Source organism: Bacillus sp. FSL R9-9834 (assembly GCF_038006905.1).
In the GTDB taxonomy this organism is placed as follows: domain Bacteria; phylum Bacillota; class Bacilli; order Bacillales; family Bacillaceae_G; genus Bacillus_A; species Bacillus_A pacificus.
In genome coordinates this window covers 4,562,347-4,588,059 of the sequence record NZ_JBBOWD010000001.1, presented here as the reverse complement: position 1 = coordinate 4,588,059, position 25,713 = coordinate 4,562,347, and the positions used below count along the sequence as shown (strand labels likewise).

Sequence of the window (25,713 nt, the reverse complement as noted above, 5' to 3'; positions counted from 1 at the left end):
AGAACTACTATATGTATATTAGGAATTCTATATTTTTGTGTGGTTGATTGTATTGTGTGTTTAGATTTTAACAGTAGGGTGAAAGTGTATTGTATATCGAATTTTTTCTATTTTAAGTTTAGTAAAAAGAGATAGCTAAATTAGCTATCTCTTTAAAAATTTATAACCACCATTTTTCCTGTGGAACCAAAGTAACATCCACTTCAAAATTCTCTTTAAACCAATCATACATCAATGTTTCTTTCACTAAATATTCAGAGGCAGAGTGTGATACACCGATGAGTGACATATTCGTTTCTTTTACGTAATCCATAATGAGCGAGTATTTCTGTTTACCGTAATTATTGTCGATATGGCAATGGATTTCCCCAGTAATATATGCTTCAGCACCTTTTGCTTCTGCTTGTTTCATGAGAGAAACGACATCGCCACATCCCGCAATAATTGCAATTTTTTTGATAGAATCATGTTGTTTACCTTCGAAGTCTGTATAAGGAATATGGAAGAGATTTTTTAGACGCTTTTGGAGTGCTTCTGTGGATGTTTCATCTATTTCACAAATAAGGCCAACTGGCTCTTGTTCTGGGCCTTCATATGCAAAGCCGTCAACTACGTGAGCATGTAAGACTTTTGCAATTGAAATGCTCGTTCCATGCGTTTGATGAATATCCATTGGTCCGTGACATGTATATATAGAAAGTTGTTTTTCTTTTATCGCTTGCAAATATTTTTCAGGTATTGGAATAAAACCACGACCTGATTTTCCAAGCGGATCACCGCATTCCATTACAAGTGGGTGGTGCATAAAAAGTAAATCACCAGATGTGGATTGTGAAATGAATGTTTCAAGAACGTCATTTGTAGGAAAAACAGCTAAAAATACTTTATTTACAGTTTCAGCTCCTCGTATCATAAGACCGTTAAATAGCTCAATAAAATTGGCTTCAAAAAAATTTTGCCATGGAAATGGGATAGGATCATATACGGCCGGGATAAATCGACTAAAGGCACTGTCTTTTCCGTATTTTTCTATTTCGAATAAATGATTGAGTGATTGTTCTATTTCTTTTAAAGTTGGCATGTTATCCTCCTTGAATTAATTAGATGTTTTTGTTTTTCATAGCAAAATAAGAAGCGGATAGAAAACAAATAAAACCTAAAATCCAACCAATAGAAGGAGTATAGGGAAATATATGGTGTAATACTATACTGCTAGAAATAAAAAAGCTACCGAGTAGACCTAGGAAGATGGGGTATCGTAGTAATTTGAGCATGAGTGATACAACCTCCTTTACTACATACATTGTATATTGTTCATAATTTTCTGTATATATCTTTTGAAAAAAATGATGGTACAATATATGAAGGATACGAGAAGAGAGGATGAAGATTAGAGTATGTACGTTACTGTAACAGAAGCAGCATATAAAAAGATTGTGGATACGATTCCAAATGAAGCGAAATATATAAAGTTATTTTACGATAATGAAGGTTGCGGTTGTGTAATGAGCGGAATTATCGATTTAGTAGCTGTAGCAGAAAAAGATGAGCGCGATGTGGATATTGAATCAAGCAAGTTTAGCTTTATCGCAGATCGCACAAAGCTTGTATTTATGGATGATAAGTTAACAGTTGATTGGCATGAAGGTGGAGGGACTTTTCAACTGAAGAGCCCGAGCCAATTTTATAATCCAAATATGAAGTTACATGTTCGAGTGTAGTAAAGGAAAGGTGGTTCCAAAATGTATTTTGGAACCACTTTTTTTATTGAATAAGCTGCTATTTTTGTCGTTTTTTGTTGATAAGTCGATATATTTAAAAAATCGCTGATATAATTCGAGTTGCGCTGATATATTCGAAAAATCGCCGATATAATCGGAGTTATGCTGATATATTCAGAAAATCGCCGATATAATTTCATGTACCAAAACGTTTCAGACAATACAAAGGTTTTTTCACATAATGAAATGTACATATGATTGAATTTTCTGTATAATCATATTTGCGGAGGGGATACGCATGAGAAGATGGGGAATTGAATTATTAATTTTAGCAGTCGTTATTATTTGGGGGATTAATTTTACGATTGCGAAATATGGACTTTTAGAATTTACAGCAATTGAATTTACTGCACTTCGGATGATATCAGCGGCACCGCTTATGTTACTCCTTACATTTTTTATTGAAAAGTCGGTTTATATGGAGCGCAAGGATATACCTAGATTAATTATCGTTAGCGTTGTAGGTATTGTACTGTATCAAACGTTATTTATGGAAACTGTAAAATATACATCCGCTACAAATGCCTCTTTACTCATTTCTATTTCACCTATTTTTACAACTGTATTTGCGATTATCTTAAAACAAGAAAAGTTTTCTTCTCGAAAGCTTATCGGTTCAATCATTGCCTTTTGTGGTGCAGCCTTAGTTTTAGTAGCTGGGAATTCACTTGCTAGTTCTTTTTATGGAAATGGGATTGGACTCATTACATCAATATGCTGGGGGCTTTATCCTGTTTTAGCAAGCCCATTAATTAAAAAATATTCAGCGCTACGTGTTACCGCATGGTCAGCACTAGTTGGCGCGATTCCACTCTTGCTTTTAAGTGGACCATACGTATTTATAATGCCATTTCACATTACACATGGAATAACACTATTCGCTTTACTATATTCTATTTTCTTTGTAACAGTGTTCGGTTTAGTGATGTGGTATGTTGGTGTTCAAAAAATTGGAGCGTCACATACGATGGTATATATGTATATAACGCCACTTGTAGCTGTTTTATTTGCAGCTGTATGGGCAAATGAAGATGTATCGTTTCAACAAATAATCGGTGGAATTATTATTTTCTTCGGTTTATGGTTTGTGAAATCGGAGAAAGTAAAAGTGCATTCTACTGCGGGGGAACCTATATCAAAATAGGAAAACAGATCACCTATGATCTGCTTTCCTATTTTTTTATTTTTGGTAAGAATATGAGAAATAAGATAGCAGTAACAAGAGGAATTAAGTTTAAAAATGGAATACGGAAGAGTGTGATAAGAATAATACCTGGAAGAAGGACACCGAGGACAGCGTAGAAAATACTATGGTTTTTCGTGTACCAATACAATGAAAGTCCAATAAGTGCAGGGATAATGAGGTGAATGAGAGCCATTAAAAAATAAATCATTAGACGCCCCCTTTATTTGTGTACTTATTACATCATATCCGTATGTTCATAGATTGATATCAATTTTTTCATAAATGGACGAAAAATGTTTGAAAAAACGTCACAAATTATGAAAATATGATGTTGGAAATCTTGTATAATATTATTTTCTAAAAACATTTAAACAACATAAACATTGTGTTTATGTTGTTTTTTAATTTGAGTGAAATGGGTTTAAGTAGTATGAACTTGAAAGAAGTCTTTCGTTGGATAGATAAAAATTACTGAAGAAGAGGAGAACAGCATGATTAGTATGTCGTTAAGGTCGTTTAAAATTCAATCGTATTATATACTAGGTTTTCTTTTGCTAGGCTGGATGGTAACACCGTTTTCAGCACATTTTTTAGGTGCAGGAATTGGACTTATTGTAAGTATGTATTGCGTGTGGCTTTTAGGGAGACGAATTGAGAAGCTTGGAGATAGTATCGTAAAGAAAACGAAAGCACCGACGCTCGGTATGTTTAATCGTTTTGCGGCTGCTATTTTGGGCGCTATTATTATGTACGAAATTGAGCACCATATGGTTATGTGGGCATTTGCAGTAGGGATTATGGGCGGTTATTTTTTAATCGTCGTTAACTTAGGTTATTATAGTATGAAAGATGAAAAGGAACTAACCAAAAGATAAAAAGCCTCTTTTTAGATGGAATAGAGGATCTAGCGAGGGATATATCCGTAAGTTATATGTGTAAAAATGAATTTACCCTGGAATAAGGGATCCGGCGATGAATAGTACAATAGGAAGCGAAACTTTTCATAAAATACAGGTTTCTGCTTCCAATAAGTTAACATAAAATCACGTAATAGTATGACTTTTATGTTCTTTAAAAAAGTTGAATATAATACAAAAAACTATTCCGATAATTAGAATAATATATTTTATTGTTTCGCTTGTATGCTCAAATACATTAACGTTAAGCATTACAAGTCCCCAAAACATTTGAATCGCTCCGTAACTGAATAAAATTTTTCCTGTACGAGAAAAATTTTTCATAAGCTTCACCCTTTCCTGTATATGTAAATTATAGCATAGGAAACTAAAAACGAATGATTATAAAATGAATTTTCTGTAATTTTATAGGTGACGGTAAGTGATTTATGAGCTAAGTCACTATATAAGATATAGAAAGAAGCTTACGTAAAAAACGTAAGCTTCTTTTTTATGTAAGTGTGTGTAACCGTTAAGCCGCATTGGGTTTTGTCGGTGAGTACGCGAAACTTTACGGTTACACGACACTTATTCATATGAGTAAAGGGTGATTCCAACAGAAAGTTTGTACTTAAGCGATTGGGCCGCCTAAGTTAATAATGTCTTCAGATACGCTGTCGAACTTTTTGAAGTTAGCTTTGAATTCATTTGCAAGTTCGATTGCTTTTGCTTTGTAAGCAGCTTTATCAGCCCAAGTTTGTTCAGGCATTAACACTTCGTCAGGTACACCTGGTACGTGAAGTGGAACTTCAAGACCGAAGATGTCATGTTTAGCTGTTTCAGTTTTCGCAAGTTCACCGTTTAATGCTGCTTGAATCATTGCACGAGTGTAACCTAAGTTCATACGTTTACCAACGCCGTATTCGCCACCAGTCCAGCCAGTGTTTACTAAGAATACTTTCGCATCGTGTTTCTCGATTTTTTCACCAAGCATTTCAGCATAGCGAGATGCATCAAGTGGTAAGAATGGTGAACCGAAGCAAGTTGAGAATGTTGCTTGCGGAGATGTAACACCGCGCTCTGTTCCTGCTAGTTTACTAGTGTAACCACTTAAGAAGTGGTACATAGCTTGTTCTTTTGATAACTTACTGATTGGAGGCAATACGCCAGATGCATCAGCAGTTAAGAAGATAATTGTATTTGGGTGTCCTGCAACACTTGGCAGTACGATATTGTCGATCGCATGCATAGGGTATGCAGCACGAGTATTTTCTGTTAAAGTAGTATCGTTATAGTCTGCGATACGCGTTTGGTCATTAATGATAACGTTTTCTAAAACAGATCCAAATGTGATTGCATCGAAAATTTGTGGTTCTTTCTCGTGAGAAAGGTTTACACATTTCGCGTAGCAACCGCCTTCAATATTGAATACACCGTTATCAGACCAACCGTGCTCATCATCACCGATTAATTTACGGTTTGGATCAGCAGATAATGTTGTTTTACCTGTTCCAGATAAACCGAAGAATAGTGCTACATCGCCTTCTTCACCTACGTTTGCAGAGCAATGCATAGAAAGAATATCTTGTTCAGGTAATAAGAAGTTCATAATAGAGAAGATTGATTTTTTCATTTCTCCAGCGTATTCTGTACCACCAATTAGTACGATACGTTTTTCGAATGAAACCATAATAAATGCTTCAGAGTTTGTGCCGTCAACAGCTGGATCAGCCTTGAAATTCGGTGCAGAAACAATTGTGAACTCTGATTCATGAGTTGTTAATTCTTCTTCAGTTGGACGAATGAATAATTGATGTACAAATAGATTGTGCCATGCATATTCATTAATAACTTGAATTGGTAGGCGGTAATTGCGGTCAGCGCCTGCAAATCCTTTGAAGACGAATAACTCTTCTTTCTCTTTTAAGTATTCTAAAACTTTCGTATATAATTTATTAAAATGTTCTTCAGAAATCGGTTGGTTCACTGCTCCCCAAGCAATTTTGTCAGCAACCGATGCTTCTTTCACAATAAATTTATCTTTAGGAGAACGTCCTGTATATTTTCCAGTTGAAGCAGAAACGGCACCAGTCGAAGTTAATTTCCCTTCATTTCGCATTAATACTTTTTCCACTAATTGCGGAACACTTAGTTGAATCTGTGCATTGCTTCCGTTCAATAATTCGTGTAAACCAATTTGGACATTCACAGTACTCATATTTATATACCATCCTTTTCATTTAATGAAATATTTCTCGTAATCCCCAACAAGAGTATAACACAATTATATAAATAATGTATACTATTTATTTCTTTTTGTTTGTGTGAATGCATTATTTCCTTATTAATATTTCATTTCAGGCGCACTGAGAAAAACTTTCAGGAAAATGTGAATATTAATTGACAAATGAATATCATTTCTTTAGTATAGGTTGGGACGGATACTCTCTTATCCCGAGCTGGCGGAGGGACAGGCCCGATGAAGCCCAGCAACCTCACTTGTATTGGTAAACACAAGTGAATAGGTGCTAAAACCTGTGCGAGGCTACAGGTCTCGAACGATAAGAGCGAAGGGCAAAAAGCAGTATGCAAGTAGCAAATTAAACCTTTCCTCTCTATTATGTAGGAAAGGTTTTTCTGTATGCTTGTGTGGGAGAATAAATGTATGTCGCAATCTGTGGCAAATTAAGGATGAGTTCCGTACAATATATACAATTACTGTAGGGAGGTTTACCACATGACAAAAAAACGTCATCTGTTCACATCTGAGTCTGTAACTGAAGGACATCCAGATAAAATTTGTGACCAAATTTCTGATTCAATTTTAGATGCGATATTATCAAAAGACGCAAATGCACGTGTAGCTTGTGAAACAACTGTAACAACTGGTTTAGTATTGGTAGCGGGGGAAATTACGACTTCTACTTACGTAGATATTCCAAAAATCGTTCGTGAAACAATTCAAGGCATTGGTTACACACGCGCAAAATACGGATTCGATGCAGAAACTTGTGCAGTTTTAACATCTATCGATGAGCAATCTGCTGACATCGCTATGGGTGTTGACCAAGCGCTAGAAGCACGCGAAGGTCAAATGACTGACGCTGAGATTGAGGCAATTGGTGCAGGAGACCAAGGTTTAATGTTTGGTTTCGCATGTAATGAAACACAAGAGTTAATGCCACTTCCAATCTCGCTTGCTCACAAATTAGCTCGCCGTTTAACTGAAGTACGTAAAGATGATACATTATCATACCTACGTCCGGATGGAAAAACGCAAGTTACAGTTGAGTATGATGAAAATGGTAAACCAGTACGTGTTGATACTATCGTAATTTCTACACAACATCACCCAGATGTTACATGGGAAGAAATCGATCGCGACTTAAAAGAGCACGTAATTAAAGCTGTAGTACCAGCAGAATTAATCGATGGAGAAACAAAATTCTTCATTAACCCAACTGGCCGCTTCGTAATTGGTGGACCACAAGGTGATGCTGGTTTAACAGGACGTAAAATCATCGTTGATACTTACGGTGGATACGCTCGCCACGGTGGCGGTGCATTCTCTGGTAAAGATGCAACAAAAGTTGACCGTTCTGCAGCATATGCAGCTCGTTATGTTGCGAAAAACATCGTAGCAGCTGGTCTTGCTGAAAAAGCAGAAGTACAACTTGCATACGCAATCGGTGTAGCACAACCAGTATCAATTTCAGTTGATACATTCGGCACTGGTAAAGTATCTGAAGACGTATTAGTAGAACTAGTTCGTAACAACTTCGATCTTCGCCCAGCTGGTATTATTAAAATGCTAGACTTACGTCGCCCAATTTACAAACAAACAGCAGCTTACGGCCACTTCGGACGTACTGATGTAGATTTATCATGGGAACGTACAGACAAAGCTGCAGCTTTAAAAGAGCAAGCTGGTCTATAATATATGAAAAAAAGCTTTGCGCGGTGAGCGCAAAGCTTTTTTTATTTATAATTACGTTGGAATAAAGCGAAGAGTTCAATGTCATGCCAAGTGCCGTTGCGGAATATAGCTTCTTTACAAGTTCCTTCATGTTGAAAACCGAGTGATTTATATAATTTAATTGCTCTATCGTTAAAAGAAAATACTCGTAAAGAAAGGCGATGTAAATTTAATTCTAAAAATGCATAATTCAATAATAAGGTGAAAGCTTCCTTCCCATAACCTTGCCCCCAGTAATCCTTTTTACCAATATCAATAATGCATTCAGCGTTTCGATTATACGAATCAATATGAATTAAAGAAGTAATGCCAATTGGAAGGTTCGTAGCTTTTTCTTCAATGATATAGCTCTTAGCGTTTGGAGAATGAATAAATTGCTGGCAAAGTTTTTCTGTATCTTGAAAGGAATATTTATCAAGGTTAAGTGTAGTTGAACTCATAACGTCTATATCATTATGCCATTTATAATACGTTAGAATATCATCTTCGGAAAACTTTCGTAACTGGATACGGTTTGATTCAAACAATATAAGCCCACCTTTTGTATTTACTAGTTTTTGTTCATTATTTCAATACACGAGCTACAATAAATGTGTCCTTCTAGTTCAATATACTTTCTTATATTAGTCATACCACTTGGCGGAAATGGCATATGAATCCACGCTTTTTCATACGTTTTTATTTCTTTCCCGCATGATTTACAAAGGATTATATATAATCAGCCTTTCATTTGACGTGCTTTGCCCGCGCAAAAAGCACTGCTTAGTAAAAATAGTGTTGCAAATATAATGCTCACCAATGTCGCGTATGGGATTGCTCCTTTTAAGGAAAAGCCGACAGTGATGGAAGCGACGAATAAGAGGATGAATGTTGTTGTTAATTTTTTGTATAGTTCCATAATGAATCTCCTTTTTAAGAAGTATATAGTGTCATCTATCTGATACATATGTGGAAACTATTCCTGTAGAGTGAGTAATACCACCATCAGGCATAATAGCATACAATTTTAAAAAGTTAATATCGAACCCGTAAGCGATGCATTGAAAAAGGGATAATATAATTAAGAATGGTATAATGGGTACGTATCGTTTTATATTTTGAATCATGAAAAGCTCCTTTATATGGATAAATATACTTATATTGTATCATGTTGAATTCTTTGATTCATACATAATTTTACAATGGAATGAAAGGAAAGATAAAAAAATGAGCGTAACCGAACATAAAAAACAAGCACCAAAAGAAGTGCGTTGTAAGATCATAACGATTTCCGATACACGTACAGAAGAGACAGATAAGAGCGGACAACTATTACATGAATTGTTAAAAGAAGCAGGGCATACAGTGACTTCTTATGAAATTGTAAAAGATGATAAAGAAAGTATTCAGCAAGCAGTTTTAGATGGTTATCATAGAGAAGATGTAGATGTTGTATTAACAAATGGCGGTACTGGCATTACGAAACGCGATGTGACGATTGAAGCAGTATCAGCGTTATTACATAAAGAAATTGTTGGATTTGGTGAGTTGTTCCGCATGATTAGTTATTTAGAAGATATCGGAAGCAGCGCAATGTTAAGTAGAGCGATTGGTGGTACAATTGGGCGCAAAGTAGTCTTCTCGATGCCAGGATCTAGCGGCGCAGTTCGTCTTGCGATGAATAAATTAATTTTACCAGAATTAGGTCATATTACATTTGAGTTGCATCGCCAATGAGTAAGTGGGCTGGAATTGTATTAGCGGGCGGTATGTCGAGTAGATTCGGTGAGCCGAAAGCATTAGCAAGCTGGCAAGGGAGTACGTTTATTGAGCATATTTTGAAAGTGATGACAAGTGCGCTCCAAGAAGTTGTAGTCATTAGTCATTCTCATATAAAAGAGCGAGTAGAGCAATTCGTACAAGTTCCTGTTATCGAAGATATTCCGCATTATAAAGGAAACGGCCCACTTGCTGGAATTGTATCAGGAATGGAATATATAGAAGCAGATTGGTACGCTATTATGCCATGTGATGCGCCAAATGTTTCGCAAGAATGGTTTACCATTTTGCTCGAGCAAACGAGCAAGGAATACGATGCGGTTGTACCTATTATTAATGGAAGGAAACAACCGTTACTTGCGGCGTATCATAACCGCGTGAAAGAAAAGATTTATGCTTTGCTTCAGGAAGAAAAAAGAAGTATGGGTCAGCTTTTATCACAATGTAATGTGAAATATATTGCTGGTGAAGATGTACAAGCAAATGCGGATTGGTTTATAAATGTGAATACGAAAGAAGAATATGTGCAGGCTCAAAAAGACCTTTCAAATGAATGAAAGGTTTTTTGGTATACAGAAATTGGGGAACAATTACTGTATAAAGGTATGTGAGTAAGTTGATTTTAAGGGGAATTTCTTAAAATCACTATACAGTTAAAATACCGTATAACCATATTTTAATTTTTATGGGTTTTTATTACAAGTCTATTTAGTTATGTTTATTTTTGTTATAATGAATATAGGAATAATGTGATACTTCACCTTGTGTATTATTTATCCGACTTTAATGGGCAGTAAGACCCCCACCTCAAAATTCAGGAAAAGCAAAGAAGTTAGGTGGGGGTCGGGCTGCCCATAAAAGTCCGATTGGTTCAACTAATAATCAGTGGGGGATGAAGAAAACCCCCACTGATTAAAGTTTACAACTGTGTAATAAACTCCCTTCGTTTTTTGAAGGGAGTTTTTCTATTTAAGCAAGTAACTCTGATGCGTTATGTTGAAGGACTTCTTCATATTGGTTAAGCAAGTCACGAAAGATCTCATCCCAGCTTTTTGATTTCGCATAAGATGAAGCTGCTATTCCCATCTGCTCCAGTTTTTCTTCACTTTGTAATAAAGAATAAATGGATGATAGAAATGCGTCCTCATTTTTGGGCGGACAAAGAACCCCCGTTTTTCCATCTGTAATAATATTTTTAACCCCGCCACTATTTGCACCGATGACAGGTGTGCCGCATGCAAGCGATTCAAGTACGACATTTCCAAATGTTTCAGTAGTTGATGGAAATACCATCAAGTTAGAACAAGCATATGCTTCAGCTAAATCGGCCCCTTGTAAATAGCCAGTAAACGTGACATTTGTTTTCGGAACAGCTTCACGCAAATTTGTTGCTAGAGGACCGTCTCCTGCAATGAGCCAATGAATATCGTTTCGAGTATGCGTTGATTTAACGATAAGATTTTGCAACGTATCAATATCTTTCTCAGGAGCAATCCGTCCAATATAGGAAAGGACGTACTTCGCTGTAATATTATATTTTTTTCGGAATAGGTCTGTATTGTAAGCTGGATGAAAGAGATTGCAATCTACACCACGTCCCCATATGGAGAGGGCCTGAAAGCCTTTATGTTTTAATTGATGTAATGTTTCAGGGGATGGAACGAAATTTTTTTGCATATGACTATGAAACCATTTTAAATAGTTCCAAAGCATATTGGAGAGAAATTCGATTTTGTAATAACGTAAATAAGCATCGAAATCAGTATGATAAGAACCGACAACTGGTATGTTTAACTTTTTTGCATAATACAATCCACAAAGTCCCATGTTGAAAGGTGTAGCAATGTGAATCATGTCAGGTTTAAAGGAAAGAAGTTCTCGTTTAATGCGCGGAGTAGGAAAAGAAAAGCGACATTCTGGATATAATATTGTTAACGGGATACTTCTCATCTTGTTCACATTCGCTACGAAATTATCTTCAGCTGTATGCTGAGGAGCGAAAACAGAATAGGCGATTTTTTCTTTCTGAAAATATCGTGTTAACCGCTCTAACGTTTTCGCAACCCCGTTCACTTGTGGGGTAAAAGTATCGGTAAAAATGGCGACTCTCATCATATCACTCCTTTATGTGAAAAGTGGGATGAATTGATAAAAAGAGATGATGCCAGAGCAAGTGCCGAGGCACATACCGACGAATACATCAGACGGATAGTGAAGCCCTAAATAAATGCGCGAAATACCAACGCATAATGCTAACGGTAATAGGAAAATAAGTAAGCTTGGATTATAGCAAATAAATGGAATAAAGACAGAGAAAACAGCTGTTGTGTGACCAGACGGGAAAGAGTGGTCTTGTAATGGATGGACTGGATATTTTGCATCCTGAATTGTTAAATAAGGACGTTTTCGTGGATACCATCTTTTTAATATTTGCACAGGGACATGGCTAATTGCTAACGAAATAGCAGTTGCAATTGCAGCTTGGTGCAAAGTTCCATCTGCGAAAATTAAAAAGAACAGTGTGAGTGCGATGGAGAAAGTCGCGCCACCGATATGAGTAATATTGCTGAAAAAGACGTTTAACGTTTTTTGATCAAAGTATCGGTTAATTCCTTTGAAAATGTAACATTCTATTTTATACAGTCCACTGACCTTCATGAAAATTCTCCTCCCTCGTTTACATATATATGGAGATATTAGCTTTTATTTTAATAAGATTTTGTTGAGGGAGTAATAATGTTTTGTAAAGAAAAAGTTAGATTTTATATAAAAAAGCTGCCAGTGTTATGGCAGCAGTAAAATCATTTTTGTAGTGATTTATAATATTGACCTTTTTCAACGTATTGCGTGCGAATTCGCTCCATGTCTTTACGGTCTTCCTCTGTTAATTCACGAACGACTTTCGCTGGACGACCGAAAGCTAACGTGTTCGGCGGGATTTTCTTTCCTTGTGAAACGAGGCTGCCAGCACCGATAAAGGCTCCTTCGCCAATTTCAGCACCATCTAATATAATAGATCCCATTCCAATTAAAGCATCTTTTTTAATATGACAGCTATGTAAAATAACTTGATGCCCAACTGTAACGTCATCTTCTAAAATAAGAGGATACTGTGGGCTTTGGTGGAGTGTACATTGATCTTGTACATTTACCCGGTCTCCGATGATTGTTGGTGAAACATCGCCGCGTATGACTGTATTAAACCAAATACTTGATTCTTCGCCAACGGAAACATCACCTGTAATGGTAACGTAGTCAGCGATAAAAGCACTACTCGCAATTTTCGGATTTTTTTCTTTATAAGGATATATCATGTAAAGCCTTCCTTTCCTAGAGACTAGTTTCAGTGTATCAAATTATGAAAAAGAGTGAAATGGAGGAGGTTCGTATGTGGAATTACGAAGCGGAGGAAGCAAAGGCTGTAATCGTTATTGTGCATGGAGCGATGGAATATCACGGACGTTATGAAGCCGTTGCGGAAATGTGGAATCATAACGGCTACCACGTTGTGATGGGAGACCTTCCGTCACATGGAACGACTTCAAGAAATAGAGGACATATTGATTCATTTGATGAATACATAGAGGAAGTTAAATTATGGGTGAAAGAGGCAAGAAAGTATAGGTTGCCTATCTTTTTATTTGGTCATAGTATGGGTGGTCTTATCGTCATTCGTATGATGCAAGAAACGAAGAGAGAAGATGTAGACGGTATTATTTTAAGTTCGCCATGTTTAGGCGTATTAGCTGGACCTTCTGCACCGCTGCAAGCTGCCTCAAAAATATTAAATATTATCGCACCAAAATTGCAATTTGCAACGAATCTTACAGTGGAAATGTCAACTCGTAATCATGAAGTGAGAGATGCGATGGAGAATGATTCATTGTTCTTGCGCAAAGTATCAGTACGTTGGTATAGTGAATTGATTAAGTCTATCGAAATTGCCCATAAGAAAATAGATGATTTTCCAGATGTTCCGCTCTTGCTAATGCAAGCATGTGAGGATAAACTTGTAGATAAAACACGTGTCCGCACTTGGTTTGATAATGTTAAAATAAGTGATAAGGCTTTTAAAGAATGGCCGAATTGTTATCATGAGTTATTAAATGAGTATGAGCGTGATGAAATTTTGAATTATATTCAGGCATTTACTGAAATACGCATCAATAACATAATAGAAACAAATAAGTAAATTATTTGTACATTGAATAGAGGAGATGAAGGAAGAAGTGAACGTACCGAGTAATCCCATAACGCTCATGGCGAAAGTATACCGTGATGTGTTTCCGGTTGTACACCATGAGCTAGCGATGTGGAAAGAGCGTGCCTACCATATTCCGAATGATGAGCTTCATAGTCAGGCAATCGCAAGTATTGAGCATAAAACGTTTCATTGCGAAGGCGGTGGTATTTTAGCGCTATTAGCAAATGAACACCGAGAGGAATGTATTCGTTTTATCGTAGCGTATCAAACGATCAGCGACTATTTAGATAATTTATGTGATCGCAGTACATCACTTGATCCAAATGATTTTGCCGCGTTGCATGAATCTATGTTAATGGCATTATCACCTGAAGTAGAAGGTGGCGGTAATTATTATCGCTATCGTGATGATCAAGATGATGGTGGTTATTTAGACGAACTTGTTGAAACATGCCAAGATGTTTTAAAGAAAACGAAGCACTATGACAAAATTGCTCCTATTCTTCATGAACTTGCTTGTTATTATTGTGATTTGCAAATTCATAAACATGTAAAATTAGAAGAAAGAGAACCACGATTACAAACGTGGTTTGAAGCGCATAAAGAAAACTTACCGGAGATGAGTTGGTTTGAATTTTCAGCATGTGCCGGTTCTACACTTGGAATCTTCTGTCTTGTCGCATATGCTTTTCATGATGAATTACATGATGAAGATATTGCGAAAATTAGACAAGGATATTTCCCTTACGTACAAGGACTTCATATTTTACTTGATTATTTCATTGATCAGGAAGAAGACCGTATAGGTGGAGATTTAAATTTCTGTAGTTATTACGAAAACGAGCAAGCTATATTAGATCGTATGAAACATTTTGTAGAAGAAGCAGAGAAAAGCATTGGTGATTTGCCTCATGCGAAGTTTCATCGCCTTATAAGCCGAGGATTACTTGGTATTTATTTATCAGATCAAAAAGTATCAGCACAAAAGAATATGCACAAAATGGCACGGCGCATTGTAAAATACGGGGGCCTCACTTCAAGATTCTTCTATTGGAACGGGAAGATGTACCGAAAGAAAACAGCGCAGTGATGAAGAAAACCACTCATGTAGAGTGGTTTTTTGTTATAATATGGTAAAGGTGGTGGCGAAATGAAGCAATTGTTTCAAAAGCTATATGACCATATTGAAATAACATTACTCGTGCTACTTTCCGTTTCATTTGTAACTGGAATGTATATGATGATGAATAGGCCAAGTGGTCCTACTATGATGGATTATGTAGCCCAAGTTATTATTGCATTGATTATTATAGTAGATATTGTCTTTTTAATAAGTGGTAGAAAAAAAGAAAATAGTAAATAAAAAGCATTTGTACACGGTAGTACAAATGCTTTTTCATTATGAGCGTATTTTTGAAAATACATATATAAGAAGTTCAATCGTAAAAATAACTAACACAGATAGTCCAAATAAAGGCATGACAGCGCCTAGTATAACCATTATGATAAAGAAAACGATTATGCTTTTCTTATCTCTTTGCTTTGGCGGTGCTGCTAATTTTCCTTTCGGTTTTCTTGCTAACCACATTTTTACTCCGTAATAAATGAGAAGTAATAAAGATAATGTCGTTAGTAAGCATAATATTTTATTGGGCCATCCGAATAAATGACCTTCGTGAAGCGGGATACCGTAAGTGAACCATTGTGCAAATAAGCCATAATCACGATAGTCCGTTTTGGAAATAAGTTCTCCGCTATATTGATCAAAGTAAGCTGTTATTTCTTCATTTGGTGCCACATCCATGCCCGTAATACCAGAACCGCTTGATTTCGAAACGGTGAATACACCTTTCGGATCAGTTGGTAGTGAAATAACGTATGGCTTCTTTATTTCAATTCCTTTTTGTAATGTATCAACTGAAATTGCTTTTGGCTCATTCGAATTCGATTCAGGGGGAGCTTCTTTTCTAGTTGCCCACGGCAATTCTTTTACCTTTGATTCAGGCGGTGCCATATACAACTTTGGATATCCAATCGATTCATTCGACGATGCAATTTTATAAATTTGGTTACCCATAAATCCTGACCATGGCAATCCAGATGCAACTAACAAAACGAGAGGAATTGTAAATATAATACCGATAATAGAATGACGTCGTTTTGCTTTTTCTCGCTTATTGGATGCCGGTGTGTTTTTGAATTGGCGTATACTCATATAGAGCCCAGTAGCAATTAAGAAGATTGTCCAACATGCCGCAAGTTCTACAGTATAGTTGACAACAGTGCCACCAACTAAAAGAGAACTATGTAATTCTCGCATGACATTGGCAAACGTTTCACTTGCGTTTTGATCTCCGACAATTTGATTATTACTATCTAAATACACATACTTTTGTTGTCCAGTATACTCATTTGCAATCGTAAGTCTCGTATTGTAATCCCCATTAAACTCACTAATTTTCGCCACACTATAATGTGGATATTTTTTCTCTGTTAAGGAAATAGAATCAGCCATCGAAATAGATTCTGTTTGAGCACTCTTCCCAAAATATAAATCTTTATAGATGAAATCCTCAACCTCTTCCCGAAATAAATACCCAATTCCGCTCAGTGACAACGTAATAAGAAGCGGTGTAATAAAAAGCCCAGCATAAAAATGCCAACGCCAAAAAATGTAATGAAGCGAACGATTTACTTTCATACTTTCAGTTCCCCTAACCTTCCCTATATGAATAACTACTTATTTAATATAGCGAGATTAAGTGTGATTACTTTGAAAGAATTGTGAAGAAAGTTAAAAGTTTTTAAGGATTTTTATTGGCGAGACATACAATGTTCTATGCAAAGTGTAGTTGAATGAATTAGCTCTTCATCTCCTTTTTGTAGCCTGATTTGAAGCGCTTTTTGAAAATAAGTAAGCGCGGTGTGGAAGTCACCCTCATCTAATTTGCTTTTTCCATAATGTTGGTAGAAGAAGTCTTTATAAGTAGGAACGTTCGGCAACATATGTTGAAGCTCGGTAAAAAGTGTATTTGCCGTATGGAAATTTTGTTCCCAATGATATGTATGTGCGAGACGAAGTTTGTTAATAAAAATCCCTTGGATGTTGTCTGTTTGTGTGTAATATTCAATGGCCTCCTGTAAGTAATACTTACTGTCAGAAAGGTTGCCAACGATTCGTTCATAAACACCGATTAATCCGCAGTTTTTTCCGTATAACGATTCTTTATGTAAATGTTCTTTCAAAAATACAATCCCTTGCTTCATTTCAGCAAGGGATATAGGTTTTTCTCTAAGGTTTTCGTCAAATGTGTATCCCATTTCAAAAGGTATATTCACTGGGGCCTCCTTATATTTCCTACATACATCCTAACAACCGCTTTCGCAAGACATTGAGAAGAATCAACAAAATCCTCACTCGCCACCACATTCAAATCGGTACATGCGATAATTGCCGTATCAACTACCTCTCTCAATTGTAAAACGAGCGCATTCCACAATTCGCGAGCTTCTTCAACCTCTCCAGATTTAATATAAGTAATGATTTGATTAATCATTTCCTGCCATGTTTCATGATGAATGTACTCTATATCACGTTTTGTAATCCTATCTTGGTAAATCCCAGCTTGAACAGTTGCTTCCGTTGCAAGAAGAGCGACTCTTTTTACGTTTTTAGGAATTGCTTGTAACGTTTCATCGACTATATTTAAAATCGGGATAGAAAGAGATTGCTGTAATTCTTCAAAATAAAGATGCGCTGTATTACACGGCATAGCGATAAAGTCTACGCCAGTACTTTCAAGTTTTTGTGCGCCTTTAATAATCGCTTTTTTCATCGCTTCGTGATCAATAGGGCGATCCATATAAAACGGTGTTGGGCACGAGTAAATCATCATATGAGGAAAGTCCATATCATGCTTTGCTCCGTATATTGTTTGGCACTTTGCTACAACTGTATCGACGAATGGCCCAGTTGATTTTGGTCCCATTCCTGCTAGTATTCCGATCATTGTTTTGTCTCCTTTAATATGTAATTAAAAACGTTTTTTGCGAACGATAAACAGAAATAAGGTAAATAATAAAAATGAATATACGATAGCCCAAGCTGTGAGCCATAGCGTGTGAGTCAGTATATTATATTTGTATTGTCCAAGCATGAGAAAGCTTTCGACAGGTGGTAAAAACCATAGTAACTCTTTTTTAAACCGGATAGATGCAATCGTTATAAGCAATATAAATGTAAGGCTAAGCCAAGCAGTGCCTGCTTTTTGAATCGTATTTCTAGTAAATAATGTTGCGATTGAAATTCCTAGTATAGAGAAAGACATATGAGCGAGAAATCCGACTAAAAATAAAGAAACTGTCATTTTTTCATTAAACATTTGCAAAATAATGGGATAGATTACGGATATAAAAGATAATACAGTACAAATGAGAAGAGCCGTAATATATTTCCCAACGTATAATGCGGAAATGTTATTTGTATGTGAAATAGTGATTTGCTCTTGTACAGGATCTTCGGTATGAAAAATCGTGACCGTAATCCAGGCAGATAATAAATAAAGCGCGAGAGCTGTTTCTAAGTATGTCGGTACAATAGGAGTCGGTTTATATGCATATACAAAAAGTAAGCTCATGAAGTACATCGCAATAGGAGGGACGTACTTATACGATTTTGTATAGTCGAGAAAGTGATAACGAATAAGAGCAAACATAATAAACCTTCTTTCGATTTAAAAGTTAGGTTGTAGCAGTGTGATAGATGCTTTTTTATGTAATAAAAACTGAAGTATGTCATTTGTATATTCTTTTTCGATGTGCAATTGAATAAGGTTTTGATTTGAATTGTGTGCAACGTGTATAAAACCGGATTGTTTTTGTAGTTCTATCGCTGAAAATGTTTCGTGAACAATTGCTTCAATATAGACTTGTTCTGCTCCTTTTTGTGCAGAGATATTTTCTGTGATTGTATGATTTGCTAACGTCACAATTCTATCAGCGAAGTTTTCTAATAGTTGTTTTTCGTGACATGTAAATAGCACGGATATACCTTGTTGTTTTAATGAGAGTAAAATATGTTCTAATTCTTGCTGAGAGTTAGGATCGAGCCCAGAAAGCGGTTCGTCTAAAATTAATAAATGTACGTCCGTAAGTAACGCTTGCATAATGCCTGTTTTTTGTTTCATACCTTTTGAAAAGTTTCGTACAACGGAATGCCTTGCATGAAGTAAATGAAACCTTTCAAGAAGCAGCGGGATTTTATCTTTTACATATTTTGTTGATAAACCGTGAATGTGACCGAGATGATATAGATAATCTTCTAATGTAAAACGAATCCCTTCAGGAAAATGTTCAGGTACATAACCGATTTGTATATGTTCTTTCCTTTGAATTGTCCCTGCCGTATGTGAAATAAAGCCTGCAATTATTTTGAGTAGAGTACTTTTTCCAGTCCCGTTCCCGCCAACAATGGCGAGTGCTTCTCCTTCTGGAATGGATAAATCAATGTTGTCTAGTATAAGTGATTTGCCGTACTTCTTTTGAATTCCCCTTAGTTCTACTAGCAAAGTTCTATCCTCCTATACAGTGTATATATCCATTATATAGGAGAATAACAAAAAGACGTGCAATAAGTGCACGTCTTTTTTTGTTATGTTTTGTCGATAAGTCGATGTAGTGTGTCGAATCGTCGATATATTTAGCGCTTCTCAATCGCCACAATAAATGGCGGGTTATTTTGTTGGTTAATGAAGCCGTAGCGCAGTACGTGTGCTTGTTTTTGGTCTAATTCTTCGGCAAATTTGAGAACAGCGTCGCGTTCTACTTGTCCTTCTGGATGTCCGTGGTAAATAACAAGGACGATGATTCCTTCAGGGGCCATTACTTCTAGTAATTGTCCGATCGCTGAAATTGTTGAGTTCGGTTTTGTAACGATATGCTTGTCTCCGCCTGGAAGATAACCTAAGTTGAAAATTGCGCCTGTTACTTTTCCTTTTGCATCTTCTGGTAATACGGATAGAAGTGTATCGTGACTATCGTGAACTAAAACAGTGCGTTCGAAAAGTTCTTTTTCTTTTAGACGAGTCGTCGAGCTTTCAATTGCTTCTTTTTGAATATCAAATCCAAATACTTTTCCGTTATCGCCAACGATTTCAGCTAGGAAGCAAGTGTCATGACCGTTTCCTAAAGTTGCATCTACAGCGTAATCGCCTTCTTTTACTGCCGTTTGCAAGAGAGTGCGAGCAAACGGTAATACACGTTCTAATTTCATTTTTGTTTCTCCTCATTTGCATATTTTCCTTGCCAGCTTCCGCGGCGTACAAATTCTGCATCGATGGAATTTAATACTTCCCATTTATTTAAGCTCCACATTGGACCAATCATTAAATCAGGTGGACCGTCACCTGTGATGCGGTGCACAATTACGTCCTCTGGAATTATTTCAAGTTGGTCAACAACGAGACTTACGTAATCCTCAAGAGAAAGGAATTCTAGTTGTCCTTTTTCATATTGCTTCACCATTGGCGTTCCTTTTAATAAGTGAAGTAAGTGGATTTTAATTCCTTGTACATCAAGCTTCGCTACTTCACGAGCTGTTTCCATCATCATGTCGTAATCTTCAAGAGGAAGACCGTTAATAATATGAGAACAAACTCGAATGCCGTGCTTACGTAATTTATTTACGCCTTCCACATAAGACGGATAATCGTGAGCACGATTAATAAGATTTGCAGTACGTTCATGAACAGTTTGTAATCCGAGTTCAACCCAAAGATATGTGCGTTTATTTAAGTCCGCTAAATATTCAACGACATCGTCTGGTAAACAATCTGGACGAGTTGCGATAGAAAGACCGACAACGTCTTTTTCAGCTAGAAGCGGTTCGAATTTTTCTTTTAATACTTCAAGTGGTGCATGTGTATTTGTGTAAGCCTGAAAATAAGCGATACATTTTCCATCTTTCCACTTTGAGCGCATTTTTTCTTTCATTTCATGATATTGCGTTATAACATCATCGCGGCGATCGCCAGCGAAGTCACCAGATCCAGCAGCACTGCAAAATGTACAACCGCCATAAGCAACTGTACCGTCACGGTTCGGACAATCGAAGCCAGCATCTAATGAAACTTTAAAGATTTTTTCACCAAATTCATTTCGTAAATGGTAATTCCACGTATGATAACGTTTATTGTCGTTTGTATATGGAAAAGGGTTTTGAACCTTCATTACTTTCCCTCCTAAGCCGAGTCAAAATGAAACAAAATCCATTATAACATACTCATAAGGTTCATATGGAAGGGACACACTAAAGGGGAATTGAAGCAAGGAGGGACAATTATGGCAGAGCGTCAATCACTTGAATCGTATATTACACAAGCGGAACAAGCTGTGGAATATGCGAAAGAACAACTAAATCTTGGTATGAGACAAGAGCATTATAATACGATGGAGTATTCAGATGCGCAGTTACAATTAGAACAAGCATATAACGATTTACAAACGATGCAACAACATGCGAATGATGAGCAACGTGAGCAATTAAATAGAGCACGTATGGCAATTCGCCAATTGCAACATCAAATGATTATTACACCGCACTAATAAGGAGTGAATGTAATGGCGAAACGTTCAGATCAAAATAATCCAGAACAAAAAACGCAAAATGGACATAACGCTGAGTTTTCAAATGAACTTGATCCGATTGTGCAAGTGAAGCAGCGTAATAGTAAAAAAGGACAACCTCAAAAATCGAAACAATCAGAGTAAACCAGGTCGCAATATGACCTGGTTTTATTTTTGCTATATGACAATAATGTAAGATTTTTGTAAGGTTTGTCGATAGTTGTAAGACTACATTTCCAGTAGAGTAGGGGAGGATTAAATTTTGGACAAGGAGTTGCTTTATGGGGAACAATATGACAAACAAACGAATTGATGAGTTAGATTACATTCGTGGCTTCGCATTACTGGGGATTATTTTAGTAAATATTCTTGCACTACTTAACATTAAAATCCCGGATCCTAATACAGTAGATGCGAGTTATCAAAGATTTCTATACTTATTTGTAGAAGGGCGTTTCTTCTCAATCTTCTCATTCTTATTTGGAGTGGGATTCTATATCTTTATCTCTAGAGCAATTGCAAAGGGGAAAAATGGATATGTTTTATTTTTCCGCCGTTTAGTTGCACTATTTATTTTCGGTTTGATTCATCAAATGTTTCAGCCTGGAGAAGCACTAGCGTTATACGCAATTTGCGGGTTAATCGTTTTACCGTTTTATAAGGCGAAAAAACAAGTGAACTTAGTCATTGGTCTTATTTTGACAATAGCTTTTAGTGTAATGGGAGTTAAAGAATTATTACCACTTGGCTTAATTTTATTAGGGCTTGCTGCAGGACAATATCGTGTATTTGAAAATCTTACGCAGAACATAAAGAAAGTCGCTATTTTTACAGGTATTATGTTTGTTTTAAGCGTAATAGCTGTATGGTATCAATATGGGCACGTTCCTGCTGAACCATTTATAAATGGGATAATGGAAACTGAAGACGGAACAATGGATGCTGCAAGCCAATTTTTAAAAATTGGTATTACAGTTGGACCAATTATTTCAGCTTTCTATGTTGGAGCATTAATTTTACTACTTCAATTAAAACCAGTTCAAACATTGTTAGCGCCACTGAAATATTATGGTCGTATGGCTTTAACGAATTATATTGGACAAACTGCAATGATTTTAATCGCAGGAAGTGTATTTAACTTTGCAGGTAACTTAACGTACATGCAGACGTTATATGTATGTATCGCAATTTATGCAATTCAAATTGTGTGTAGTGTGATTTGGATGAAAATCTTTAAAATGGGTCCATTAGAATGGATTTGGCGTGTTATTACGTATTGGACGGTAACACCTTTAAAGAAATAAAGTGGGATAAAGAGAGAAGTGGGCTGTTCCTTTTGTGGAGCAGCTTATTTTTATTGTCAGCTTTTGTCGATAAGTCGATATATTTTGAAAATCGCCGATAAAAGTAGGAGAATCGTCGATATATTTGAAAAATCGCCGATATAATTTCATTTATCGATTCAATATGTCACTAGTATTAATAGCCAAGCTTACAAGTACACCTTTGTTATATTACAAAAGTGTAAGGTAATTGTAATGTTAACAAATAGCAGTTCATCTCCAAAAGGCGCAAAATAGGTAATGGAAAAACAAGCGTAGGAGGATATATATGACGAAACCAGTTGTAGACGTGAAAAACGTTCAAAAAGTGTACGGTAAAAAAGGTGAGAATCAATCACATGCATTAAAAGGTGTATCATTCTCAATTCAAGAGGGTGAGTTTGTTGGGATTATGGGACCATCTGGTTCTGGTAAAACGACATTATTAAATGTAATTTCAACGCTAGATAAAGCAACGGGCGGCGTTGTTGAAATTGCAGGAACGGATATTACACAAATGAAGCAAGGTGAGCTTTCAGATTTCCGTTCACAAAAATTAGGATTCATCTTCCAAGACTTTAACTTATTAGAGAACTTATCTATTTACGAAAACATTGCACTTCCACTTTCTCTTCAAGGTGTCTCGTCGCGAAATATTGGGCCAAAAGTAGAAAAGGTAGCAGATATGTTAGGCATTTCAGCAATTCTTCAAAAGTATCCATCTGAAGTATCTGGTGGACAGAAACAACGTTCAGCAGCGGCGCGTGCATTAGTGCATGAACCTGCAATTATTTTAGGGGACGAGCCAACAGGAGCGCTTGATTCTAAAAATGCAACGAGTTTACTTGATGCGATGACAAACTTAAATAAAGATCAAGGTGTATCCATTATGATGGTTACACATGATCCGTACAGTGCAAGTTACTGTCAGCGTATTTTATTCATTCAAGATGGTGAGCTATATAAAGAAATTCACCGCGGTGGTACACGTGAAGAATTTTATAAAGAGATTTTAGATGTGCTTGCAGACTTAGGCACACAAAAAGCGTAAGAAAGGAGGCTCCAGTATGTTATTTAAACTTTCCATGTCAGGACTGAAAAGTAAGCTGAAAGATTACATCGTCTTACTTGTCGGCCTTGTCATGTCGATTTCAATTTTTTATATGTTTCAAACGTTAGCTCTAAATAAAGCGTTTATTGAATCTAACTCAGTTATTCAATCAATTGGATTTGTATTCCAGGCAGGTTCATTTTTACTTGCTATTATAACGTTCTTCTATATTTTATATGCGAACTCTTTCTTATTATCTCTTCGTCAAAAAGAGTTTGGTATGTATATGATGTTAGGAGCAAAAAAGCATAAAGTTACATTACTTATGTTTATCGAAACAATCGTATTAGGCGCTGCGTCTCTTGCGATCGGTATTACAGTTGGTGTAGGACTTGCAGAAGGTATCGGTCAGTTATTAATGAAACAATTAGAATTTGCTGGTGAAGGCTATAAAGCATTTTACCTTCCATCAATGACTGTTACTTGTATCTTCTTCTTCGCACTATTTGTATTATCAGCAATTATGAATAGTATTAAGTTATCACGTATTTCTGTATTGCAACTTGTACATGCAGATGCACAAACAGAACGTGTTGCGGTAAAAGGAAAAATGACAGGTGTAGTTGCATTCCTTGCGGTTATTTTATTAGGTATTGGATATGCATCGATGATAAATATGGAAACGTTAAGAGAAATGGGAATCCTTATTGCATTAATTACAACAACAGCTGGTACTTACATGCTATTTGGCTCACTTCTTCCAGTCATTATTAAAAAGTTAAAAAGTAATAAAAAGCGTAGTGAAAAGGGACTTAACGCTTTTACATTTGCACAATTAAACTTCCGTATTAATAGTTTAACAAAGGTACTTGCAACAGTAGCAATGTTAGTTGCTCTTGGAGCCGGTGCAATTTCAGGTGGTATGGCATTTAAAAATAACGTTATAAAAACGGTTGATGGATTTGAAATTTATGATTCGATTATTCATAATCCTACAGCTGAAGAGAAGAAAATTTTAGATGGTATATCATTTAAAAATAAAACTGAGTATCGTTATAAAGTAGACGACAAATATATTTATTATGTAAAAGAAGATTTAGAGAAACATAAACCATTCATTCGAGATGGTGTAGGGAAGGAAAGTTTCGGTAAATATAAAGAAGTTTCAGGAGAAGCTCCAGTAGGTACAGTAGCAGGAGCAGTGCAAGATCAAAATGAAAAAGCAATGCCTGAAGAATGGGAAGAGGTATTTAGAACAATTCAACCATACTATATATACAAAGATCATGCCGTTAAAATTGTAGATCAAAAAATGTACGATACTGTAAACGGTAAAGAAGGAATTGTATTTACTGGAAAAACAGATGATTTCGTAGCATACACAAAAGAATGGAAAAAACTTGACGAGTTGCAGCTAGATAAATATAAAAATGTAAAAGCTGAACAAATGAATAGTAAATATCAAATGTATGACATGTTCTATGGTCTTGCGAGCGGGACAGTATTTATGGGATTCTTCCTTGGAATTGCGTTCTTAGCAATGATGGCAAGCTGCCTAATGTTTAAAATTCTTTCTGGTGCATCAAAAGATATTACACGTTATCAAATGCTTCGTAAAATCGGTGTGCGCCGTGAATTATTAACAAAATCCATTTATAAAGAGTTATTCTTAGTCTTCCTATTCCCAGCGATTGTAGGTATCGCTCACGTATTAGTTGGTATGAATATTTTCGGATTTATTTTAGTTGATCCGTACTTCCGTATTTGGGTACCAATCGTAATTTTCGTAGTTATTTATGCGATTTATTACTTCATTACAGTTCAATTGTATAAAGGAATTGTTCTTCCGAAAGAAGATTAATAATAAAAACCGAGCAAAAACGCTCGGTTTTTATTATTTTCAGAAAAAACACTTC

31 protein-coding genes and 1 riboswitch are annotated in these 25,713 nt (G+C 36.2%); of the genes, 14 read left to right on the top strand and 17 right to left on the bottom strand.

Annotated features, from left to right (window positions below):
* Window positions 1-160: 160 nt before the first annotated feature.
* Together MKY00_RS24045 and MKY00_RS24040 are read right to left on the bottom strand one after the other, a co-directional pair.
* Window positions 161-1,081 (bottom strand): Nif3-like dinuclear metal center hexameric protein, encoded by a 921-nt coding sequence (locus MKY00_RS24045; protein WP_016718732.1) that lies wholly within the window; start codon window positions 1,079-1,081, stop codon window positions 161-163.
* Between the two features lie 19 nt (window positions 1,082-1,100).
* The gene (locus MKY00_RS24040; RefSeq protein WP_074585845.1) at window positions 1,101-1,304 is read right to left on the bottom strand and encodes a hypothetical protein; all 204 of its coding nucleotides are present in this window, start codon (window positions 1,302-1,304) and stop codon (window positions 1,101-1,103) included.
* Between the two features lie 93 nt (window positions 1,305-1,397).
* Between MKY00_RS24040 and MKY00_RS24035 the strand changes: the two genes are divergently transcribed.
* Window positions 1,398-1,721: an iron-sulfur cluster biosynthesis family protein gene (locus MKY00_RS24035; RefSeq protein ID WP_000289576.1), complete on the top strand. Its 324-nt coding sequence runs from the start codon at window positions 1,398-1,400 to the stop codon at window positions 1,719-1,721.
* Between the two features lie 298 nt (window positions 1,722-2,019).
* A complete protein-coding gene (locus tag MKY00_RS24030) occupies window positions 2,020-2,925 on the top strand; it encodes a DMT family transporter (protein ID WP_016718731.1) in 906 nt (301 codons plus the stop codon).
* Window positions 2,926-2,953: 28 nt separating this feature from the next.
* On the opposite strand, the gene MKY00_RS24025 is transcribed toward MKY00_RS24030, so the two are convergent.
* Complete coding sequence (locus MKY00_RS24025; RefSeq protein ID WP_000639044.1) at window positions 2,954-3,175, bottom strand: hypothetical protein; 222 nt, start codon at window positions 3,173-3,175, stop codon at window positions 2,954-2,956.
* A gap of 283 nt (window positions 3,176-3,458) precedes the next feature.
* Here MKY00_RS24025 and MKY00_RS24020 point away from each other — a divergent pair, with 283 nt between their 5' ends.
* Window positions 3,459-3,842, top strand: coding sequence for an ATP synthase subunit I (locus MKY00_RS24020; RefSeq protein WP_000624920.1), 384 nt, complete (start codon window positions 3,459-3,461; stop codon window positions 3,840-3,842).
* Between the two features lie 168 nt (window positions 3,843-4,010).
* On the opposite strand, the gene MKY00_RS24015 is transcribed toward MKY00_RS24020, so the two are convergent.
* Entirely contained in the window at window positions 4,011-4,208 is a 198-nt protein-coding gene (locus tag MKY00_RS24015) for a hypothetical protein (protein WP_016718730.1), read from the bottom strand.
* A 286-nt stretch (window positions 4,209-4,494) separates the two neighbouring features.
* Window positions 4,495-6,081 (bottom strand): phosphoenolpyruvate carboxykinase (ATP), encoded by a 1,587-nt coding sequence (gene pckA, locus MKY00_RS24010; protein ID WP_000108802.1) that lies wholly within the window; start codon window positions 6,079-6,081, stop codon window positions 4,495-4,497.
* A gap of 228 nt (window positions 6,082-6,309) precedes the next feature.
* A riboswitch (SAM riboswitch) is annotated at window positions 6,310-6,431 on the top strand.
* 169 nt (window positions 6,432-6,600) lie between these two features.
* Here pckA and metK point away from each other — a divergent pair.
* Window positions 6,601-7,800 carry a methionine adenosyltransferase gene (metK, locus tag MKY00_RS24005; RefSeq protein ID WP_000163115.1) on the top strand — a complete coding sequence of 400 codons (1,200 nt, stop codon included), beginning with the start codon at window positions 6,601-6,603 and terminating at the stop codon, window positions 7,798-7,800.
* Window positions 7,801-7,841: 41 nt separating this feature from the next.
* On the opposite strand, the gene MKY00_RS24000 is transcribed toward metK, so the two are convergent.
* Both MKY00_RS24000 and MKY00_RS23995 read right to left on the bottom strand, forming a co-directional pair.
* Window positions 7,842-8,366 carry a GNAT family N-acetyltransferase gene (locus MKY00_RS24000; protein WP_000464115.1) on the bottom strand — a complete coding sequence of 175 codons (525 nt, stop codon included), beginning with the start codon at window positions 8,364-8,366 and terminating at the stop codon, window positions 7,842-7,844.
* Between the two features lie 191 nt (window positions 8,367-8,557).
* The gene (locus tag MKY00_RS23995) at window positions 8,558-8,737 is read right to left on the bottom strand and encodes a hypothetical protein (RefSeq protein ID WP_000424805.1); all 180 of its coding nucleotides are present in this window, start codon (window positions 8,735-8,737) and stop codon (window positions 8,558-8,560) included.
* A gap of 308 nt (window positions 8,738-9,045) precedes the next feature.
* Here MKY00_RS23995 and MKY00_RS23990 point away from each other — a divergent pair, with 308 nt between their 5' ends.
* The gene (locus tag MKY00_RS23990) at window positions 9,046-9,555 is read left to right on the top strand and encodes a MogA/MoaB family molybdenum cofactor biosynthesis protein (protein WP_016718727.1); all 510 of its coding nucleotides are present in this window, start codon (window positions 9,046-9,048) and stop codon (window positions 9,553-9,555) included.
* Window positions 9,552-10,154: a molybdenum cofactor guanylyltransferase gene (locus MKY00_RS23985; protein ID WP_016718726.1), complete on the top strand. Its 603-nt coding sequence runs from the start codon at window positions 9,552-9,554 to the stop codon at window positions 10,152-10,154. The genes MKY00_RS23990 and MKY00_RS23985 overlap by 4 nt, the downstream gene beginning before the upstream one ends.
* 412 nt (window positions 10,155-10,566) lie before the next feature.
* Here the strand turns inward: MKY00_RS23985 and MKY00_RS23980 are convergent, their stop codons facing one another.
* The 3 genes from MKY00_RS23980 to MKY00_RS23970 form a co-directional block, all read right to left on the bottom strand.
* The gene (locus MKY00_RS23980) at window positions 10,567-11,709 is read right to left on the bottom strand and encodes a glycosyltransferase family 4 protein (RefSeq protein ID WP_016718725.1); all 1,143 of its coding nucleotides are present in this window, start codon (window positions 11,707-11,709) and stop codon (window positions 10,567-10,569) included.
* A 12-nt stretch (window positions 11,710-11,721) separates the two neighbouring features.
* On the bottom strand, window positions 11,722-12,255 hold the full coding sequence (locus tag MKY00_RS23975; RefSeq protein WP_016718724.1) for a phosphatase PAP2 family protein: 534 nt from the start codon (window positions 12,253-12,255) through the stop codon (window positions 11,722-11,724).
* Window positions 12,256-12,398: 143 nt separating this feature from the next.
* The gene (locus tag MKY00_RS23970; protein WP_000640209.1) at window positions 12,399-12,911 is read right to left on the bottom strand and encodes a gamma carbonic anhydrase; all 513 of its coding nucleotides are present in this window, start codon (window positions 12,909-12,911) and stop codon (window positions 12,399-12,401) included.
* 74 nt (window positions 12,912-12,985) lie between these two features.
* Here MKY00_RS23970 and MKY00_RS23965 point away from each other — a divergent pair, with 74 nt between their 5' ends.
* Genes MKY00_RS23965 through MKY00_RS23955 form a run of 3 tightly spaced genes read left to right on the top strand, consistent with a single transcriptional unit; the run spans window position 12,986 to window position 15,164 of the window.
* Window positions 12,986-13,789: an alpha/beta hydrolase gene (locus MKY00_RS23965; protein WP_016718723.1), complete on the top strand. Its 804-nt coding sequence runs from the start codon at window positions 12,986-12,988 to the stop codon at window positions 13,787-13,789.
* 37 nt (window positions 13,790-13,826) lie between these two features.
* Window positions 13,827-14,891, top strand: a complete 1,065-nt coding sequence (locus tag MKY00_RS23960; protein WP_001102455.1) for a tetraprenyl-beta-curcumene synthase family protein — start codon at window positions 13,827-13,829, stop codon at window positions 14,889-14,891.
* Window positions 14,892-14,951: 60 nt separating this feature from the next.
* Window positions 14,952-15,164: a hypothetical protein gene (locus MKY00_RS23955; protein ID WP_016718722.1), complete on the top strand. Its 213-nt coding sequence runs from the start codon at window positions 14,952-14,954 to the stop codon at window positions 15,162-15,164.
* Between the two features lie 36 nt (window positions 15,165-15,200).
* Here MKY00_RS23955 and MKY00_RS23950 read toward each other — a convergent pair whose 3' ends face one another.
* From MKY00_RS23950 to MKY00_RS23920, 7 genes are all read right to left on the bottom strand, one after another.
* Window positions 15,201-16,502 (bottom strand): PepSY-associated TM helix domain-containing protein, encoded by a 1,302-nt coding sequence (locus tag MKY00_RS23950; protein WP_016718721.1) that lies wholly within the window; start codon window positions 16,500-16,502, stop codon window positions 15,201-15,203.
* 113 nt (window positions 16,503-16,615) lie between these two features.
* Window positions 16,616-17,140 carry a hypothetical protein gene (locus MKY00_RS23945; RefSeq protein WP_016718720.1) on the bottom strand — a complete coding sequence of 175 codons (525 nt, stop codon included), beginning with the start codon at window positions 17,138-17,140 and terminating at the stop codon, window positions 16,616-16,618.
* The gene (locus tag MKY00_RS23940) at window positions 17,137-17,811 is read right to left on the bottom strand and encodes an aspartate/glutamate racemase family protein (RefSeq protein WP_016718719.1); all 675 of its coding nucleotides are present in this window, start codon (window positions 17,809-17,811) and stop codon (window positions 17,137-17,139) included. Before MKY00_RS23940 ends, MKY00_RS23945 begins: the two co-directional genes overlap by 4 nt.
* A gap of 24 nt (window positions 17,812-17,835) precedes the next feature.
* Window positions 17,836-18,516: a hypothetical protein gene (locus MKY00_RS23935; protein ID WP_000457756.1), complete on the bottom strand. Its 681-nt coding sequence runs from the start codon at window positions 18,514-18,516 to the stop codon at window positions 17,836-17,838.
* An 18-nt stretch (window positions 18,517-18,534) separates the two neighbouring features.
* The gene (locus MKY00_RS23930; RefSeq protein ID WP_016718718.1) at window positions 18,535-19,368 is read right to left on the bottom strand and encodes an ABC transporter ATP-binding protein; all 834 of its coding nucleotides are present in this window, start codon (window positions 19,366-19,368) and stop codon (window positions 18,535-18,537) included.
* Between the two features lie 131 nt (window positions 19,369-19,499).
* Complete coding sequence (locus tag MKY00_RS23925) at window positions 19,500-20,072, bottom strand: class I SAM-dependent methyltransferase (RefSeq protein WP_016718717.1); 573 nt, start codon at window positions 20,070-20,072, stop codon at window positions 19,500-19,502.
* Window positions 20,069-21,028 carry a TIGR01212 family radical SAM protein gene (locus MKY00_RS23920; RefSeq protein WP_000868033.1) on the bottom strand — a complete coding sequence of 320 codons (960 nt, stop codon included), beginning with the start codon at window positions 21,026-21,028 and terminating at the stop codon, window positions 20,069-20,071. The genes MKY00_RS23925 and MKY00_RS23920 overlap by 4 nt, the downstream gene beginning before the upstream one ends.
* A 111-nt stretch (window positions 21,029-21,139) precedes the next feature.
* On the opposite strand from MKY00_RS23920, the gene MKY00_RS23915 reads away from it, so the two are divergent.
* The 5 genes from MKY00_RS23915 to MKY00_RS23895 all read left to right on the top strand — a co-directional run bounded on the left by MKY00_RS23915 (window position 21,140) and on the right by MKY00_RS23895 (window position 25,658).
* On the top strand, window positions 21,140-21,403 hold the full coding sequence (locus tag MKY00_RS23915) for a YtzC family protein (RefSeq protein ID WP_000840873.1): 264 nt from the start codon (window positions 21,140-21,142) through the stop codon (window positions 21,401-21,403).
* 15 nt (window positions 21,404-21,418) lie between these two features.
* Window positions 21,419-21,568, top strand: coding sequence for a hypothetical protein (locus MKY00_RS23910; protein ID WP_001129340.1), 150 nt, complete (start codon window positions 21,419-21,421; stop codon window positions 21,566-21,568).
* Between the two features lie 137 nt (window positions 21,569-21,705).
* Entirely contained in the window at window positions 21,706-22,728 is a 1,023-nt protein-coding gene (locus tag MKY00_RS23905; RefSeq protein ID WP_016718716.1) for a DUF418 domain-containing protein, read from the top strand.
* Window positions 22,729-23,035: 307 nt separating this feature from the next.
* A complete protein-coding gene (locus MKY00_RS23900; protein ID WP_000165859.1) occupies window positions 23,036-23,797 on the top strand; it encodes an ABC transporter ATP-binding protein in 762 nt (253 codons plus the stop codon).
* Window positions 23,798-23,813: 16 nt separating this feature from the next.
* Window positions 23,814-25,658 (top strand): FtsX-like permease family protein, encoded by a 1,845-nt coding sequence (locus MKY00_RS23895; RefSeq protein ID WP_016718715.1) that lies wholly within the window; start codon window positions 23,814-23,816, stop codon window positions 25,656-25,658.
* The last annotated feature ends 55 nt before the right edge of the window (window positions 25,659-25,713 follow it).

What these genes read in the sequence shown, in the direction of transcription:
- MKY00_RS24045 (WP_016718732.1), bottom strand. Translation starts at nt 1,081, where the DNA reads ATGCCAACTTTAAAAGAAATAGAACAATCACTCAATCATTTATTCGAA.
- MKY00_RS24040 (WP_074585845.1), bottom strand. Translation starts at nt 1,304, where the DNA reads ATGTATGTAGTAAAGGAGGTTGTATCACTCATGCTCAAATTACTACGA.
- MKY00_RS24035 (WP_000289576.1), top strand. Translation starts at nt 1,398, where the DNA reads ATGTACGTTACTGTAACAGAAGCAGCATATAAAAAGATTGTGGATACG.
- MKY00_RS24030 (WP_016718731.1), top strand. Translation starts at nt 2,020, where the DNA reads ATGAGAAGATGGGGAATTGAATTATTAATTTTAGCAGTCGTTATTATT.
- MKY00_RS24025 (WP_000639044.1), bottom strand. Translation starts at nt 3,175, where the DNA reads ATGATTTATTTTTTAATGGCTCTCATTCACCTCATTATCCCTGCACTT.
- MKY00_RS24020 (WP_000624920.1), top strand. Translation starts at nt 3,459, where the DNA reads ATGATTAGTATGTCGTTAAGGTCGTTTAAAATTCAATCGTATTATATA.
- MKY00_RS24015 (WP_016718730.1), bottom strand. Translation starts at nt 4,208, where the DNA reads ATGAAAAATTTTTCTCGTACAGGAAAAATTTTATTCAGTTACGGAGCG.
- pckA (WP_000108802.1), bottom strand. Translation starts at nt 6,081, where the DNA reads ATGAGTACTGTGAATGTCCAAATTGGTTTACACGAATTATTGAACGGA.
- metK (WP_000163115.1), top strand. Translation starts at nt 6,601, where the DNA reads ATGACAAAAAAACGTCATCTGTTCACATCTGAGTCTGTAACTGAAGGA.
- MKY00_RS23995 (WP_000424805.1), bottom strand. Translation starts at nt 8,737, where the DNA reads ATGGAACTATACAAAAAATTAACAACAACATTCATCCTCTTATTCGTC.
- MKY00_RS23990 (WP_016718727.1), top strand. Translation starts at nt 9,046, where the DNA reads ATGAGCGTAACCGAACATAAAAAACAAGCACCAAAAGAAGTGCGTTGT.
- MKY00_RS23985 (WP_016718726.1), top strand. Translation starts at nt 9,552, where the DNA reads ATGAGTAAGTGGGCTGGAATTGTATTAGCGGGCGGTATGTCGAGTAGA.
- MKY00_RS23980 (WP_016718725.1), bottom strand. Translation starts at nt 11,709, where the DNA reads ATGAGAGTCGCCATTTTTACCGATACTTTTACCCCACAAGTGAACGGG.
- MKY00_RS23975 (WP_016718724.1), bottom strand. Translation starts at nt 12,255, where the DNA reads ATGAAGGTCAGTGGACTGTATAAAATAGAATGTTACATTTTCAAAGGA.
- MKY00_RS23970 (WP_000640209.1), bottom strand. Translation starts at nt 12,911, where the DNA reads ATGATATATCCTTATAAAGAAAAAAATCCGAAAATTGCGAGTAGTGCT.
- MKY00_RS23965 (WP_016718723.1), top strand. Translation starts at nt 12,986, where the DNA reads ATGTGGAATTACGAAGCGGAGGAAGCAAAGGCTGTAATCGTTATTGTG.
- MKY00_RS23955 (WP_016718722.1), top strand. Translation starts at nt 14,952, where the DNA reads ATGAAGCAATTGTTTCAAAAGCTATATGACCATATTGAAATAACATTA.
- MKY00_RS23950 (WP_016718721.1), bottom strand. Translation starts at nt 16,502, where the DNA reads ATGAAAGTAAATCGTTCGCTTCATTACATTTTTTGGCGTTGGCATTTT.
- MKY00_RS23940 (WP_016718719.1), bottom strand. Translation starts at nt 17,811, where the DNA reads ATGATCGGAATACTAGCAGGAATGGGACCAAAATCAACTGGGCCATTC.
- MKY00_RS23935 (WP_000457756.1), bottom strand. Translation starts at nt 18,516, where the DNA reads ATGTTTGCTCTTATTCGTTATCACTTTCTCGACTATACAAAATCGTAT.
- MKY00_RS23925 (WP_016718717.1), bottom strand. Translation starts at nt 20,072, where the DNA reads ATGAAATTAGAACGTGTATTACCGTTTGCTCGCACTCTCTTGCAAACG.
- MKY00_RS23920 (WP_000868033.1), bottom strand. Translation starts at nt 21,028, where the DNA reads ATGAAGGTTCAAAACCCTTTTCCATATACAAACGACAATAAACGTTAT.
- MKY00_RS23915 (WP_000840873.1), top strand. Translation starts at nt 21,140, where the DNA reads ATGGCAGAGCGTCAATCACTTGAATCGTATATTACACAAGCGGAACAA.
- MKY00_RS23910 (WP_001129340.1), top strand. Translation starts at nt 21,419, where the DNA reads ATGGCGAAACGTTCAGATCAAAATAATCCAGAACAAAAAACGCAAAAT.
- MKY00_RS23905 (WP_016718716.1), top strand. Translation starts at nt 21,706, where the DNA reads ATGGGGAACAATATGACAAACAAACGAATTGATGAGTTAGATTACATT.
- MKY00_RS23900 (WP_000165859.1), top strand. Translation starts at nt 23,036, where the DNA reads ATGACGAAACCAGTTGTAGACGTGAAAAACGTTCAAAAAGTGTACGGT.
- MKY00_RS23895 (WP_016718715.1), top strand. Translation starts at nt 23,814, where the DNA reads ATGTTATTTAAACTTTCCATGTCAGGACTGAAAAGTAAGCTGAAAGAT.